Below are 14777 nucleotides of genomic sequence, written 5' to 3'. Positions count from 1 at the left end.
GCTTTCCGGGGCATGGCTACCGCGCCGTACCATCGTGTCTATGGCTACGGAAGACGCGGTGCGCGAAGCACTGGCGACGGTGAACGACCCGGAGATCAACCGACCCATCACGGAGCTCGGGATGGTCAAGTCGGTCGACATCGGCGCGGACGGAGCGGTCGCGGTCACGGTGTACCTGACGGTCTCCGGTTGCCCGATGCGCGAGACGATCACGCAGCGTGTGACGGACGCGGTCTCCCGGGTCGAGGGCGTCACCCGCGTCGACGTCACGCTCGACGTGATGAGCGACGAGCAGCGCAAGGAGCTGGCGAACGCCCTGCGCGGCGGCACCGCCGAGCGCGAGGTCCCCTTCGCCAAGCCCGGCTCGCTGACCCGCGTGTACGCGGTCGCGTCCGGCAAGGGCGGCGTCGGCAAGTCGTCGGTGACGGTCAACCTGGCGGCGGCGATGGCGGCCGACGGCCTGAAGGTGGGCGTCGTCGACGCCGACATCTACGGCCACAGCGTGCCGCGCATGCTGGGCACCGACGGGCGTCCGACCCAGGTCGAGAACATGATCATGCCACCGTCCGCGAACGGCGTGAAGGTCATCTCCATCGGCATGTTCACACCGGGCAACGCCCCGGTCGTGTGGCGCGGCCCGATGCTGCACAGGGCGCTGCAGCAGTTCCTGGCGGACGTGTACTGGGGCGACCTGGACGTCCTGCTCCTGGACCTCCCGCCCGGCACCGGCGACATCGCGATCTCCGTGGCCCAGCTGGTCCCGAACGCCGAGATCCTGGTCGTGACGACCCCGCAGCAGGCGGCGGCCGAGGTCGCCGAGCGCGCGGGCTCCATCGCCGTCCAGACCCACCAGAAGATCGTCGGCGTGGTCGAGAACATGTCCGGCCTGCCCTGCCCGCACTGCGACGAGATGGTCGACGTGTTCGGCACGGGCGGCGGCCAGGTGGTCGCCGAGGGCCTGACCCGCACGACCGGCACGAACGTCCCGGTCCTCGGCAACATCCCGATCGACGTCCGCCTCCGCGAGGGCGGCGACGAGGGCAAGCCGGTGGTCCTGACGGACCCGGACTCCCCGGCGGGCTCGGCCCTGCGGGCGATCGCGGGGAAGCTGGGCGGGCGGCAGCGGGGCCTGTCGGGCATGTCGCTGGGGATCACGCCGCGCAACAAGTTCTGATTTCGGTACGACGATGGGGGCGCCGTCTCAGCGGACGGCGCCCCCATCGTCGTAACTCTGTCCTGGTGCGGGGCGATGCCTAGGCGTATGCCGCGATGTCCTTGATCATCGCGAACCCGAGGCCATACGCGCTCAGACCTCTCCCGTACGCCCCCACGTGCACCCCCTCCTGAGTCGAGCCGGCCAGTACCCAGCCGAACTCGGACTCCCGGTAGTGGAAGGGCGTGGGCACGCCGTCCACCGGCAGGGAGAGCGTCGACCAGTCCGGACCGTCAAGGTCGTCGGCCAGCGCCCACGCGGTCTCCGTCTGCTGCTCCAGCCAGTCGTCGCGCAGCGAGTGGTCCATCTGCCCGGGCCAGGTGAACGACAGCAGCCCCACCCCCGCGAGCCACGCCGCCGAGGACACCGTCGTGGCCTCCAGCAGGCCCGTGCCGTCGGCGCTCCTGCGGGACGGATTCGCCGCGACGGTCACCACCACCGCGAACTTGTCCTTGTCCTCCGTCGCCTCGTTCCGTACGGAGGGCTCGTCGCCGTGTCCGATGGATCCGTGTTCCACGGCCCCGTCGGCCGACATACCGACCTGCATCAGCCAGCGCGGTCCCGTGAAGGCCTCGTCGAGGCCGTACCACGGGAAGGGCGCCAACAGGTAGCCGTCGACCGTGCGCCGGGCGGAGGGGACCTGTTGTCCGCTCTCCGCGGCCGGCGCCTGCGCGACTGCCCGACTCGTCGTCTGACTCGTCGTCTCCATTGCCCGGACGCCTCCTAGCTCTCGCCGGACCAGCCCGGCCCGCCCCCCTTCGGGCGTACTCGTCCGGTCCGCACAACAACTCGGCAGCATAACCACACCACTCCGAGCAGTATGGAAAGCGCCCGACGTGCGAGGCGCGCGGGGAGCGGGTTCAGGCCGTGCGCACCCCGTGCAGAGTATGAGAAGCGTCACGTATGAGTGGTGTTCCGCCCCTGTGTTCGTACGGCTTTCGTACGGCTCAGGTGGCGTCCGCGTCGTAGGGCGGACGCTCGTCGCGGGGGTTCTCGGGCTTCTTCGTCATGTCGATGCTGCCGCCGGAGGAACCCGAGGCGGAGGACGACGACGAAGCCGACGAGGAGGAAGCGGACGACTCCGGGTCACGGCTGTGCACCGCGTCGGTGACCTCGGCCATCTCCTTCTTCAGGTCGAAGCCGTTGCGGATCTCCTTCAGCCCCAGTTCGTCGTTGTCCAGCTGCTTGCGGATGAACGTCTTGGGGTTGAGGTCCTCGAACTCGAAGTCCTTGAACTCCGGGCCCAGCTCCTGACGGATGTCCTGCTTGGCGCTCTCCGAGAACTCGCGGATCTTACGGATCGTCCGCGTGACGTCCTGGATGAGCTTCGGGAGCTTGTCCGGACCGAAGACGAGCACGGCGAGGACGATGAGCGTCACCAGCTCGAGCGGTCCTATGTCATTGAACACCTGAAGCTCCTTGCGATGTCCTCGGTCCTCGGCCCTCGGCGGTCTTGGCGGGTCTTCCGTGGTCCGGGCCGGATCCACGGTACCCGGCGATCCGCTACGACCGGTACTGTCCCGAGGCCTCCGAATGCGATGAACGTGCGGTTTTCCGGGCTGTTTGCCTTGTCAGGGCCCGTCCGGGGTGGTCATACGGGCCGCGCTGTGAGATTCATGTGAGTCTCAGTCACCGCCCGACGAGCCGAGGGTCAGCGAGATCCTGATCTCCTTGCCGCCGCGCTCCAGGGTCAGTTCGAGCCGGTCGCCGGGGCGGTGGGCGCGGGTCTTGACGATGAGTTCCTCGCCGGAGTGGACGCGCTGGCCGTCGACCTCGGTGATGACGTCGCCCGACTTGATGCCGGCCTTGTCACCGGGGCCGCCCTCGGAGACCGCGGAGCCGCCGTCGCCGCCCTTCGTGCCGACGCGGGCGCCGTCGCCGCTGTAGTCCATGTCGAGGGTGACGCCGATGACCGGGTGGGTCGCCCTGCCGGTGTTGATCAGCTCCTCGGCGACGCGCTTGGCCTGGTTGACCGGTATGGCGAAGCCGAGGCCGATCGAGCCGGACTGGCCGCTGTCCAGGTCGGAGCCGGTGTCGGCGGAGCGGATGGCGGAGTTGATGCCGATGACGCGGGCGTGGGCGTCGAGGAGAGGGCCACCGGAGTTGCCGGGGTTGATGGGCGCGTCGGTCTGCAGGGCGTCGACGTAGGAGACATCGCTCCCGTCGCCGCTCTCGCCGCCGGCCGTGATGGGCCGCTCCTTGGCGCTGATGATGCCGGCGGTGACGGTACCGGCCAGGTCGAACGGGGCGCCGATGGCGATGACGGGGTCGCCGACCTGGACGTTGTCGGAGTTGCCGAGCGGCAGGGGCCTCAGACCGCTGACGCCGGTGACCTTGACGACGGCGAGGTCATAGCCGCTGTCGCGGCCGACGACGGTGGCCTTGGCGGTGTCACCGCTGTGGAAGGTCACCGATATCTCGCCGTCGTCGCCCGCGGGTTCGACGACATGGTTGTTGGTGAGGATGTGACCACGGTCGTCGAGCACGAACCCGGTCCCGGTGCCCTGCTCATCACCGCCGCTCACATGCAGCGTCACGACGCTGGGCAGGGCGCGCGCGGCGATCCCGGCGACACTGTCCGGCGCCCGCCCGGTCGGCTCGTCCCCGGCCTGCGGCAGCTCCACGTCCCCCACGCCACCGTTGCGCTCGAGATACGCCCCCACCGCACCGCCGACGCCACCGGATACGACCGCGATCAACAGGGCCCCGACGAGAAGTACCTTCTTCGCCCGCTTACGACGCTGCCCCTCGGTGGCGACTGCGGCGCCGGTCTGCTGGAGGGGGGCGGAGGGGTGGGTGGGGTGGGTGGACTGGGCAGGGTGCGTGGGGTGGGCCCAGGGGTCGTAGTTCCGCCAGGGGTTGGTGGGGGGTGGGGCGTCGGCGTAGGCGGGGTCGGGGGTTGCCTGGGCGGGGGGCGACGCCGGCTGGGTGGGGACCGACGGTGACGGGGCGGGGGTGGCGGCCGCCGGGGTCACTGGCGCGGGGGTGGCGGGCGCTGCCGACGCGGGGGCCGCCGGGGCGGGGGCGCCAGGGCCGAGGGATGAGGGTGTGGGCCCGCCGGATCCGAGGGGCGTCGGCTGGGCGGGCACGCCGGGGGACGCGGCCGGCGACGGCGCGGGCGTGCCGTGCGCTGAGGTCCGCTCGCCCTGCGCCGGGGTCGGCAGCCCGGGCATGGGCGCCGGAAGGCTGTGCGCCGGGGGTGCCTGCACCGGTACGGCCGTCCCCTGCGCGGGCGTGGCCGCGGGGTGCTGGACCGGCGGGGCGGGCGCCCAGGGACCGGGCTCGCCGTAAGGCGGGGTGCTGTAGGGATCGGGGTCGTGCAGGGGCTTCGGGCGCTCGTCGGCGGGCTCCGCGGCAGCGGCGGCAGCGTCATCGGCACCCCCCGCGATCGCGGCAGCGTCACCCGCGGACGGGACGGACGCGGCCACTGCACCCGGCCGCGCCAGCTCGAAGTCGCCGTCAGCGGAAGCCACGTCACCGCCGCTGCCGCTCACAGCAGGCTGGGGAAGCTCGAAGTCACCCTCCGCCGAAGCCGCACCCCCACCGCCGTTCAAGGCCGGGCGAGGAAGCTCGAAGTCGCCCTCGGTCAAAGCCGCGGCGTCGGAGGTGCGGGTCGCGGGCAGGGCCAGTTCGAAGTCGCCGTCGGCGTTCGCCTCGCCGCCCAGGCCGGGCTCACCGGTGGCGGCAGGTGCCGTGCGCTCGGTGACGTTCGATGCTCCCGGCAGCGTCCCGCTCGCCTCGTCCGGCGTCGGCTCCGTGTCCTGCGCCGGGGCCGAAGGGCCCTGCGGCCGGGGTCGGTTCCACCACTTCGCCTTCGCGGGCTTCCCCTCGTTCATGCTCTGCTTCCTGCTCGCTGCTGACCGTTGCCCGAGTAGGACGCATCGCTCTTCGCCGCGTGCCAAGGCATGCCAAGAGAAACGGTCGGCCGCCACCGGGAAGGTCCCGGCGCCCGAATGCCTACTCACCTCTGCGCTGTCGCGCTCAAGTCGCCTTCAAAACCGGCGACTTCGTGCTACCTCCCCCATCCGGCACGCGGCGTCAACGGCAGCCGCGGTTCATCGAATCCGCGCCCGGCCCACAGGCACGGCGCGCGGCCCACCCTGGATTCAACCAGGTTCGTGGGCCGCTGCGCAGAGGCCGGGTCAGCGGCCTGTGGCGGGGGAGGTGGAGGGGGAGGACGTCGCGTCGGGGACGGGTGCGGCAAGCAGGTCGGGGCTCGCCGTGATCTCGGGGGTCGTGGACCATGCGGTCAGGGCGAGCGGCGGGGTCTCGCTGAGCGGGCGTATCAGCGGTGACATGGCGGCCGCGCCCACCACCACGGGCGCCGTCAGGGCGTGCATGTCCTGGTCGGCGGGCTGGGCCGGCATCCCGGGCAGGAGCGGAGCCGATACCTCGGTCGGGGCGACCGGGGTGTCGAGCATCCGCTCGCCCTGGCCTTGGGCGAGCAGCGGGCCGACGCCACGGCGGCGCTGGTTCTCGGGTGTCGTCGCCGCGCCGGTGCCCTGCGTCCGGGCCGGTGTCACATTGCTGCCGCCCGAGCCGCCACGCGCCTCCGCGTCGGTCGGCACGCTCGACGTGACACCCCCCAGGGCGATCGCGGCCAGCGACACCGCGCCGGCCGCGACGAACGCGAACCGCATCCGGGGGGACCCGGAGCGATCGGCGTCAGGACGGCCCACGGGGTGAGTGCGGAAGCCGCGCTCCGAGGCGGGGAGCGCCGGGCCGTGCGGACGCGACGGGACGTATCCGAACTCGAAGCGGTCGCCCCGCTTCACTCCGAACACTCCGGTGGCGCCCGGCCGCCCGGACAGTCCCCCGAATCCTCCCCCGCCCAGCGGCGAGCCGCCGCCGTCCAGGTCACCTCCCCCGGGGAGGCCCTGAAGGCGGGCCAGGAAACTCTCGGAGGGAGGCGGCGGGGCCGCCTCCGCGAAGACGTTCTTCAGCCGGCGCTGGGCGTCGACCTCGGCCTTGCACCTGGCGCAGGTCGCCAGGTGGGCCAGGACGCGCTCGCGCGTTTCATGACCGAGCTCTCCGTCGACGAGGGCGGAGAGTCGGTCTCCCAGGTGCTGCTCGGCCAGGAGCCGTTCTGCGGGGTTGGGTCGAGAGCCACTCACGCGGTCGCGCCCCCTCCCCCCAGTGCGGCCACCCGCGGCACGAAGGAGCGGCGCTCGGCGCGCGCCTCCGGCGAACGGTGGGCAAGAGCCTTGCGCAGCTGGGAGCGACCACGGTGGATACGGGACCGGACGGTGCCGAGCTTGACGCCCAGGGTCGCGGCGATCTCCTCGTACGACAGCCCTTCGATGTCGCACAGGACGACGGCGGCGCGGAACTCGGGCGCGAGGGTGTCCAGGGCCTGCTGGACGTCCGCGTCGAAGTGCGCGTCGTTGAAGACCTGCTGCGGCGTGGGCTCCTTGCTGGCGAGCCGCTCGGCCGCGTCCTCGCCCAGCGCGTCGAAGCGGATGCGCTGCTTGCGGCGGACCATGTCCAGGAACAGGTTCGTGGTGATGCGGTGCAGCCAGCCCTCGAAGGTGCCCGGCGTGTACGTCGACAGGGAGCGGAAGACGCGGACGAAGACCTCCTGCGTGAGGTCCTCGGCGTCGTGCTGGTTTCCCGTCAGGCGGTAGGCCAGACGGTAGACGCGGCCGCTGTGTGTGCTGACGATCTCCTCCCACGTGGGCGGAGTCCACGCCTGCCCGTCCGCGTCGGTGGAGAAGGTCGCGGTCTGGGCGTAGTCGCCGGCGTGGCTGTGGTCAGCGGTGTCGTTCACGGATTTCGGCCTGCCTGCCGATCCGAGAAAGCGCCGCAGCACTCCTCCCCGATCCACAGGCGCAGCCGCACCTCCCCTGTCGGCTCTGGTGGTGTCCAGTGGAGCCCCTACCATAGCCACCTCGCCCGTTAGCTCCGGATAAGCGGTTTTACGAGAAATTGATCTGGGCTGACACGGCTGGTGTGCCTGCGTCAGCACTTGCTCGCGGCCCTGTTCGGCATCGTGATCCAACTGTGTCCCCCCGCTCGTCTTCCCACCCCTCTAAACGCCCGGTCCCATCTGCGGGTTCCCGTCGGCAACGGATACAGTCACGCCCAGGCAACCACGGGGACAGGAGAGGGTCATTACCGGCAACCGGCAGACGAGCTGGGCGTTCGCCGACGCCTACGTCGCCGAGGACGACGTCCTGCGCTGGGCCCGGGACCGGGCCCGTGAGGCGGGACTGCGCTCGGTGTCGCCCGGCACGGGTGCCGCGCTGCGGTTGCTGGCCGCTTCGGTGGACGCGAAGGCGGTGGCGGAGATCGGTACCGGCACCGGCGTCTCCGGCATCCACCTCCTGCACGGTATGCGCCCCGACGGCGTCCTGACGACGGTGGACCCCGAACCCGAACACCAGCAGTTCGCCCGCCAGGCCTTCCGCGCCTCCGGCTTCGCCAGCAACCGCGCCCGCTTCATCCCGGGCCGCGCCCTGGACGTCCTGCCCCGCCTCGCGGACGCCGGTTACGACCTCGTCTTCTGTGACGGCGACCGGCTGGAGTTCCTCGACTATCTCGCTGAATCGTTGCGCCTGCTGCGTCCGGGTGGCCTCGTCGTCTTCGAGGGCGTCTTCGCCAACGGCCGCACGGTGGACTCGGGCCCGCAGCCCACGGAAGTCATACGTATCCGGGAGCTGCTGCGCGCGGTGCGGGAGAGCCAGGAGCTGGTGCCGTCGCTGCTGCCGGTCGGGGACGGACTGCTGTGCGCGGTCAAGCGGTGACCGTACGGCCGACTGTACGCCACGCCCCTTCCGGAGAAGCAGCGACCCCGGCACCATGTGCGATGCCGGGGCCGCCGAAAAGGTAGGGTCGCTGCCGCGTCAGCCGACGACCTTCTTGAGGGCGTCGCCGAGCGCGTCGGCCTCGTCAGGGGTCAGCTCGACGACGAGCCGACCGCCGCCTTCGAGCGGAACGCGCATGACGATGCCCCGCCCCTCCTTGGTCACCTCGAGCGGGCCATCGCCCGTCCGCGGCTTCATGGCCGCCATGCTCGTTCCCCTTCCTGAAACCAGCTCATCGTCAAAGCCGACGGCCCCATGGAGGGCACGCGCGTCTGGCTTGAGACCCGCGACACCGGCATCGAACACATTGCTTCCAAGCCATTATCCCGCATCTCAGGACCCGATGACCAACATCAGTCGGCATCGCTTGGGCAACGCGCGCGAGCAAAACCACTCAATTCGGCGATGTGACTGCGATACTGCGCCGCCGCACGCACTTCGGCCGAACAGAACCGGACATGAATTCTTTGACGCAGGTCACACGTCCGGTCAGAGCCGTTGTCGGTGATCTCCGCCATGCTGTCCTTCAGACAGTGCGTACCGACGAGTACGCCGCAGCCGCGACACCGGAGGGGATACGCCATGGCCGACACCGTGCTCTACGAGGTGAGCGACGGACTCGCGACGATCACGCTGAACCGCCCCGAGGCGATGAACGCGCTGAACATCGAGGCCAAGGTCGCCCTGCGGGAGGCGGTCCGGGCCGCGGCGGGCGACGACGCCGTACGGGCCGTGCTGCTGACCGCGGCCGGCGAGCGGGCGTTCTGCGTGGGCCAGGACCTGAAGGAGCACATCGGGCTGCTGGTCTCCGACCGGGAGACCGGGTCGGGGCAGACGATGAGCACGGTGCGGGAGCACTACAACCCGATCGCCAGCGCGCTCACGTCCATGGCGAAGCCGGTGGTGGCTGGGGTGAACGGGGTCGCGGCCGGGGCGGGGTTCGGGTTCGCGCTGGCCGCGGATTATCGGGTGGTGGCGGATACGGCCGCCTTCAATACGTCGTTCGCGGGCGTCGCGCTGACCGCCGACTCCGGCATCTCGTGGACGCTGCCGCGGGTCGTCGGCCCGGGTCGCGCCGCCGACCTGCTGCTCTTCCCTCGGAACATCAAGGCGCAAGAGGCGTACGAGCTGGGTATCGCGAACCGGGTCGTGCCCTCGGCCGACCTGCGCGGGGAGGCCGAGAAGGTGGCGCGGGCGTTGGCCGAGGGGCCGACGGTGGCGTATGGGGCGATCAAGGAGGCGGTGGCGTTCGGGATGTCGCACTCGCTTGAGGAGACCTTGGAGAAGGAGGACGAGCTGCAGACCCGGGCGGGCTCTTCTGAGGACCATGCGATCGCTGTGCAGGCCTTTGTGAACAAGGAAAAGCCGAAGTATCTGGGCCGATAAGCCCGAGGGGCATCAGCAGCGTTGGGGACTGCGGGTCCGATGTGGCTGGTCGCGCAGTTCCCCCGCGCCCCTAGAGGGCGCTTCTCGCGACGCAGGTTTCCAAGTGGTCGTCCACCAGGCCGCAGGCCTGCATCAGGGCGTAGGCCGTCGTGGGGCCCACGAAGCGCAGGCCCCGCTTCTTCAAGGCCTTGGACAGGGCTGTCGACTCCGGGGTGACCGCGGGGACGTCCGCCAAGGTCTTCGGGACCGGGCGGGTGGCCGGGTCCGGGGCGTGGGACCAGATGAAGGCGTCCAGCTCACCGGGGGCCCACTCGGCCAGCACGCGTGCGTTGGCCAAGGTCGCGTCGATCTTGGCTCGGTTGCGGATGATGCCCTCGTCGGTGAGGAGGCGGTCCCTGTCGGCGTCCGTGAAGGTCGCGACCTTGGCGATCTCGAAGCCCGCGAAGGCGGCGCGGAAGCCCTCGCGGCGGCGCAGGATCGTGATCCAGGACAGGCCCGACTGGAAGGCCTCCAGGCTGAGGCGTTCGTAGAGCGCGTCGTCGCCGTGGACCGGGCGGCCCCACTCCTCGTCGTGGTACGTCACGTAGTCCGCGGTGGACAGCGCCCAGGGGCAGCGCAGAGCGCCGTCCGGACCGGCGAGGGCCGTACCGCCGCTCATCAGTGGTCCTCCGGGGCGTGCTTCTCCATCGACACATGGCCGGCCGACGCCTGCGCGCCCGCCAGCGCGGACTCCAGGTCTGCGATACGGGCGTCGCGCTCGGCGAGTTCGGCGCCGAGGCGGCTGAGGGCGTCGTCCACATCGGACATGCGGTAGCCGCGGGCGGCGAGCGGGAAGCGGAGGGCCTCGATGTCGACGCGGTTGATCGGGCGGTCCAGCGGCAGCAGGTCCTGCAGGCGCTCGGGCGCGGCCTCCGGCAAGGGGCCGCCGCCCTCGCCGCCGCCCACCACGGCGAGTGTCACCGCGGCGACCACGACGGCGAGCGCGACGACCAGGAACAAGAACATAACCATCGCTGTGGCCCCCACGGTCGGTGAATGCGAGCGGTCGAGTGTGTCAGTGTCCGATCGTGCCATGCGACTCTGACAGTTAGGGTCGCAGGCGGCCGAAGGCCGGCGACTTGCCAGGACGCACTAGGAGAGGTCACAGGGGATGCTCAGGCTGGGCAGGCGTGAGTTCGGCACGCACGAGCCGGTGATCATGGCGATCGTGAACCGGACCCCGGACTCCTTCTACGACCAAGGGGCCACGTTCCGCGACGAGCCCGCCCTCGCGCGCGTGGAGCAGGCCGTGGCCGAGGGGGCGGCGATCATCGACATCGGTGGGGTCAAGGCCGGGCCGGGGGAAGAGGTGACCGCCGAGGAGGAGGCGCGGCGGACGGTCGGGTTCGTGGCCGAGGTGCGGCGGCGCTTTCCGGATGTCGTGATCAGCGTGGACACCTGGCGGGCCTCGGTCGGGGCGGCGGTGTGCGAGGCGGGGGCGGATCTCCTGAACGACGCGTGGGGTGGGGTGGATCCGGGGCTGGCGGAGGTCGCCGCGCGGTACGGGGTGGGGCTGGTGTGTACGCATGCGGGAGGTGCGGAGCCGCGGACTCGGCCGCATCGGGTGACGTACGACGACGTCATGGCCGACATTCTCCGGGTGACCGTGGGGTTGGCGGAGCGGGCGTTGGCGCTGGGGGTGCCGCGGGAGTCGATCCTGATCGATCCCGGGCACGACTTCGGGAAGAACACGCGGCACAGTCTTGAGGCGACTCGGCGGTTGGGGGAGATGGTGGAGACGGGGTGGCCGGTGTTGGTGTCCCTGTCGAACAAGGACTTCGTCGGGGAGACGCTGGACCGGCCTGTGAAGGAGCGGGTGGTGGGGACGCTGGCCACGACTGCTGTGTCCGCGTGGTTGGGGGCGCAGGTGTATCGGGTGCATGAGGTGGCGGAGACGCGGCAGGTGGTGGACATGGTGGCGTCGATCGCGGGGCGACGGGCGCCGGCGGTGGCGCGGCGGGGGTTGGCCTGAGGGGTCTCGCCCCCGCCGCCCCTACCCGTCCCGTCCCCAGGGGCTGCCGCCCCTTCGACCCCGCCCTTCTGGGGGCCTGCGGCCCCCAGGCCCCCGCTTCGGCCCTGAACGGGCCTCGTCCTCAAACGCCGGACGGGCTGAAATGCCTGGGCCGGCGTTGAGGCTCCGGGGGACCAGGGAGCGGAGCCCCCTGGTACCTCGGACCAAGCCCAGCGCTAGCGCCCCGCCTCCTTCGACACCAGTGCCACCGCCTCCTCCACGTCGTCCGTGACGTGGAACAGGAGCAGGTCCTTCTCCGAGGCCTTGCCCTGGGCGATCAGGGTGTTCTTCAACCAGTCGACCAGGCCGCCCCAGTACTCGCTGCCGAAGAGGACGATCGGGAAGCGGGTGACCTTCTGGGTCTGGACCAGGGTGAGGGCCTCGAAGAGTTCGTCGAGGGTGCCGAGGCCGCCGGGGAGGACCACGAAGCCCTGGGCGTACTTGACGAACATCATCTTGCGGACGAAGAAGTACCGGAAGTTGAGGCCGATGTCGACGTAGGGGTTGAGCCCCTGCTCGAAGGGGAGCTCGATGCCGAGGCCGACCGAGATGCCGCCCGCCTCGCACGCGCCCTTGTTCGCCGCCTCCATGGCGCCGGGGCCGCCGCCGGTGATCACCGCGAAGCCGGCCTCGACCAGGCCTCGGCCGAGGCGGACTCCGGCGTCGTACTCGGGAGAGTCGACCGGTGTGCGGGCCGAGCCGAAGACGCTGATGGCCGCCGGGAGTTCGGCGAGGGTGCCGAAGCCCTCGATGAACTCCGACTGGATGCGCAGGACTCGCCAGGGGTCGGTGTGGACCCAGTCGGAGGGTCCGCCCGCGTCCAGCAGTCGCTGGTCGGTCGTACTCGCCGTCACCTGGCCCCGCCTCCGGATCACCGGTCCCAGGCGCTGCTCCGACGGTGGCTGCTTCTTCCCCTCGGGGTTGCCGGTAGCCATGTACGCTCCCTCCGCTGCGGGGCCTGCGGGTGTTGCAGGTCGTTCCACCTCAGCGTAGATCCACCCGGGTTACGGACGGGGGACGTGAGCATGTCCGCCATGAAGCGCCCTGCCCGCGAGCCCCGCGCCCACGCCCCTCACCGCCGCACTACGCCGTGAGCCACGCCCTCAGCCGCTCCTCCCCCGCCAGGATCTTCGCCGTCTCGACCCGTTCGTCCCGCTTGTGCGCCAAGTGCGGGTTGCCGGGGCCGTAGTTGACCGCCGGGATGCCCAGGGACGAGAAGCGGGAGACGTCCGTCCAGCCGTACTTGGGGCGTGCGGTGCCGCCGACCGCCGCCATGAACGCCGCGGCGGCCGGGTGGGACAGCCCGGGCAGCGCGCCGCCGCTGTGGTCGTCCACCACGAACTCCTCGACCCCGCAGTCGGCGAAGACGTCGCGGACGTGCGCGACGGCCTCCTCCTCGGTACGGTCCGGCGCGTAGCGGAAGTTGACGGTCACGACGCACTCGTCAGGGATGACGTTGCCGGCCACACCGCCCTTGATGCCGACCGCGTTCAGGCCCTCGCGGTACTCCAGTCCGTCGATCACCGGGTAACGCGGTTCGTACGAGGCCAGGCGCGCGAGGATCGGGGCCGCCGCGTGGATCGCGTTCGAGCCCATCCAGCCGCGCGCGGAGTGGGCGCGCTCGCCCTTGGTCTTGAGCAGGACCCTGAGCGTGCCCTGGCAGCCGCCCTCGACCTCGCCGTCCGACGGCTCGAGGAGGACCGCGAAGTCGCCCTCCAGCCACTGCGGGCGGTTCTCGGCGATGTGCTTGAGGCCGTTGAGGTCCGCGGTCACCTCTTCGTTGTCGTAGAAGACGAACGTCAGGTCGCGGTTCGGCGCGGGCACGGTGGCCGCGATGCGGAGCTGGACGGCCACGCCCGACTTCATGTCGCAGGTGCCGCAGCCCCACAGGACGCCGTCCTCGTCCAGCCTCGACGGGACGTTGTCCGCGATCGGCACCGTGTCGATGTGGCCGGCGAGGATCACGCGCTCGGGCCGACCGAGGTTCGTGCGCGCCACGACGTTGTTGCCGTACCGGTCCACCGTGAGGTGCGGCAGGGCGCGCAGGGCGGCCTCGATGGCGTCCGCCAGGGGCTGCTCCGTACCGCTGACTGAGGGGAAGTCGACGAGCTGCGCGGTGAGCCGCGCGGCGTCCAGCGTGAGGTCAAGGGAGGTGTCGGCCATGGTGCCGACCCTAACGCGCCGGGTCGTCGGCCCACTTTCCCCACTCGACCCATACCCCCCAGTAACCTCGGCTACCTTGTAGGGCGTGCCAGAGTCGTCCCCCTCTCCCAAACGTCGTGGCCGCCTCCTGCGTCGCGGGGCGGCCTTCGTGGTCCTGCTCGCCGTCGCGGGGTATCTAGCGGTGCAGTACGTCACCGGAGGCACGGGCGAGCCGGGCTGCGAGGTCGTCTCGGGCAAGGGCGACGGGACGAGATACCAGTTCACGCCCGAGCAGGCGGTGAACGCGGCGACCATCGCCGCCGTCGGCACCGGCCGCGGGCTGCCCGAGCGGGCCGTGACCATCGCGCTCGCCACCGCGCTGCAGGAGTCGGCGTTGCGCAACATCAGCCACGGCGACCGTGACTCGCTGGGCCTGTTCCAGCAGCGGCCCTCACAGGGCTGGGGCACCGAGAAGGAGATCCTGGACCCGATCTACTCGGCGGGCATCTTCTACGAGCACCTGGTCAAGGTCCGCGGCTATACGAAGTTGCCGCTCACCGTCGCCGCACAGCGCGTCCAGCGCAGCGGCTTCCCGGAGGCGTACGCCAAGCACGAGCCGGACGCGACGCTGCTCGCCGCCGCACTCACCGGGCGTTCGGCCGCCACGCTGACCTGCGAGGGGCGCCCCGGCGCCACACCGACCGCGGGCCCGGACGCCGTACGGGCCGCGCTCGTACGGGACTTCGGGCAGGACACGCTTCAGTCGGCCGCGGCCGAGGTGGGCGCCCGGAAGGCCACGCCCACTCCTGAAGTCATCGAGCGCGACGGGCGGACCGTCCTGCTGCCGGTGACCGAAGACTCCGCTTCCGCTGCCGGGCGCAGCGTCCGTGAGCGTGGGTGGCAGCTGGCCCACTGGGCCGTGGCCAACGCCTCGGACCTGCACATCAAGCGGGTGTCGTACGCCGGGCGGGAGTGGACCGCCGGGAACACCGACAGTCAGTGGCGTTCGATCGCCACAGAGGGAGCCTCGGGGGCCGAGAGCGGTCTGGGCTCGGTCCGGATCGTGACGGCTCCGTAGACGGCCCGGCGGTACTCGCGCGGTACCCGCCCGGCAGTTCGGGGCATCACCCGTGCGGGTTACCCGAGGTGTCGTTCGGCGGTGGCGTGGGCAGGTTTTCGCGCG

Annotated in this window: 16 protein-coding genes; 5 read left to right on the top strand and 11 right to left on the bottom strand. The window is 71.2% G+C overall.

Going from position 1 to position 14777, the window contains the following annotated elements; translation table 11 throughout:
- Nucleotides 1-40: 40 nt before the first annotated feature.
- On the top strand, nucleotides 41-1174 hold the full coding sequence (locus tag ACIREI_RS14480; protein ID WP_403332148.1) for an Mrp/NBP35 family ATP-binding protein: 1134 nt from the start codon (nucleotides 41-43) through the stop codon (nucleotides 1172-1174).
- A gap of 79 nt (nucleotides 1175-1253) precedes the next feature.
- Here the strand turns inward: ACIREI_RS14480 and ACIREI_RS14475 are convergent, their stop codons facing one another.
- From ACIREI_RS14475 to sigE, 5 genes are all read right to left on the bottom strand, one after another.
- Nucleotides 1254-1922, bottom strand: coding sequence for a hypothetical protein (locus ACIREI_RS14475; protein WP_403332145.1), 669 nt, complete (start codon nucleotides 1920-1922; stop codon nucleotides 1254-1256).
- 238 nt (nucleotides 1923-2160) lie between these two features.
- Nucleotides 2161-2622: a sec-independent translocase gene (locus ACIREI_RS14470; RefSeq protein WP_403332142.1), complete on the bottom strand. Its 462-nt coding sequence runs from the start codon at nucleotides 2620-2622 to the stop codon at nucleotides 2161-2163.
- 216 nt (nucleotides 2623-2838) lie between these two features.
- Nucleotides 2839-5049: a trypsin-like peptidase domain-containing protein gene (locus ACIREI_RS14465; RefSeq protein ID WP_403332139.1), complete on the bottom strand. Its 2211-nt coding sequence runs from the start codon at nucleotides 5047-5049 to the stop codon at nucleotides 2839-2841.
- Nucleotides 5050-5355: 306 nt separating this feature from the next.
- Nucleotides 5356-6327, bottom strand: a complete 972-nt coding sequence (locus ACIREI_RS14460) for an anti-sigma factor family protein (protein WP_403332136.1) — start codon at nucleotides 6325-6327, stop codon at nucleotides 5356-5358.
- Nucleotides 6324-7022, bottom strand: coding sequence for an RNA polymerase sigma factor SigE (gene sigE / locus ACIREI_RS14455; RefSeq protein ID WP_128434766.1), 699 nt, complete (start codon nucleotides 7020-7022; stop codon nucleotides 6324-6326). Before sigE ends, ACIREI_RS14460 begins: the two co-directional genes overlap by 4 nt.
- 235 nt (nucleotides 7023-7257) lie before the next feature.
- Between sigE and ACIREI_RS14450 the strand changes: the two genes are divergently transcribed.
- Entirely contained in the window at nucleotides 7258-7956 is a 699-nt protein-coding gene (locus ACIREI_RS14450; protein WP_367669690.1) for an O-methyltransferase, read from the top strand.
- 99 nt (nucleotides 7957-8055) lie between these two features.
- On the opposite strand, the gene ACIREI_RS14445 is transcribed toward ACIREI_RS14450, so the two are convergent.
- Together ACIREI_RS14445 and ACIREI_RS14440 are read right to left on the bottom strand one after the other, a co-directional pair.
- On the bottom strand, nucleotides 8056-8223 hold the full coding sequence (locus ACIREI_RS14445) for a DUF3117 domain-containing protein (RefSeq protein WP_003966491.1): 168 nt from the start codon (nucleotides 8221-8223) through the stop codon (nucleotides 8056-8058).
- Nucleotides 8224-8369: 146 nt separating this feature from the next.
- Nucleotides 8370-8534: a hypothetical protein gene (locus tag ACIREI_RS14440; protein WP_403332133.1), complete on the bottom strand. Its 165-nt coding sequence runs from the start codon at nucleotides 8532-8534 to the stop codon at nucleotides 8370-8372.
- A 64-nt stretch (nucleotides 8535-8598) separates the two neighbouring features.
- Between ACIREI_RS14440 and ACIREI_RS14435 the strand changes: the two genes are divergently transcribed.
- Nucleotides 8599-9402: an enoyl-CoA hydratase/isomerase family protein gene (locus ACIREI_RS14435; protein ID WP_403332130.1), complete on the top strand. Its 804-nt coding sequence runs from the start codon at nucleotides 8599-8601 to the stop codon at nucleotides 9400-9402.
- A 70-nt stretch (nucleotides 9403-9472) separates the two neighbouring features.
- Here the strand turns inward: ACIREI_RS14435 and ACIREI_RS14430 are convergent, their stop codons facing one another.
- Nucleotides 9473-10060 carry a DNA-3-methyladenine glycosylase I gene (locus ACIREI_RS14430; RefSeq protein ID WP_403332127.1) on the bottom strand — a complete coding sequence of 196 codons (588 nt, stop codon included), beginning with the start codon at nucleotides 10058-10060 and terminating at the stop codon, nucleotides 9473-9475.
- Nucleotides 10060-10407 (bottom strand): DivIVA domain-containing protein, encoded by a 348-nt coding sequence (locus ACIREI_RS14425; RefSeq protein WP_403332124.1) that lies wholly within the window; start codon nucleotides 10405-10407, stop codon nucleotides 10060-10062. Before ACIREI_RS14425 ends, ACIREI_RS14430 begins: the two co-directional genes overlap by 1 nt.
- 145 nt (nucleotides 10408-10552) lie before the next feature.
- On the opposite strand from ACIREI_RS14425, the gene folP reads away from it, so the two are divergent.
- Nucleotides 10553-11413 (top strand): dihydropteroate synthase, encoded by an 861-nt coding sequence (folP, locus tag ACIREI_RS14420; RefSeq protein ID WP_403332121.1) that lies wholly within the window; start codon nucleotides 10553-10555, stop codon nucleotides 11411-11413.
- Nucleotides 11414-11628: 215 nt separating this feature from the next.
- Here the strand turns inward: folP and ACIREI_RS14415 are convergent, their stop codons facing one another.
- Both ACIREI_RS14415 and dapE read right to left on the bottom strand, forming a co-directional pair.
- Nucleotides 11629-12387 (bottom strand): TIGR00730 family Rossman fold protein, encoded by a 759-nt coding sequence (locus ACIREI_RS14415; protein WP_369172195.1) that lies wholly within the window; start codon nucleotides 12385-12387, stop codon nucleotides 11629-11631.
- Nucleotides 12388-12535: 148 nt separating this feature from the next.
- Nucleotides 12536-13615, bottom strand: a complete 1080-nt coding sequence (gene dapE / locus ACIREI_RS14410) for a succinyl-diaminopimelate desuccinylase (RefSeq protein ID WP_403332118.1) — start codon at nucleotides 13613-13615, stop codon at nucleotides 12536-12538.
- 85 nt (nucleotides 13616-13700) lie between these two features.
- Between dapE and ACIREI_RS14405 the strand changes: the two genes are divergently transcribed.
- Complete coding sequence (locus tag ACIREI_RS14405) at nucleotides 13701-14672, top strand: heavy metal transporter (protein WP_403332115.1); 972 nt, start codon at nucleotides 13701-13703, stop codon at nucleotides 14670-14672.
- Nucleotides 14673-14777: the final 105 nt, after the last annotated feature.

It is taken from the genome of Streptomyces sp. NPDC093591 (assembly GCF_044764885.1).
Taxonomy (GTDB): Bacteria; Actinomycetota; Actinomycetes; order Streptomycetales; family Streptomycetaceae; genus Streptomyces.
The sequence above is the reverse complement of the archived record's forward strand: the minus strand, read 5'-3'. Positions and strand labels throughout refer to the sequence as shown.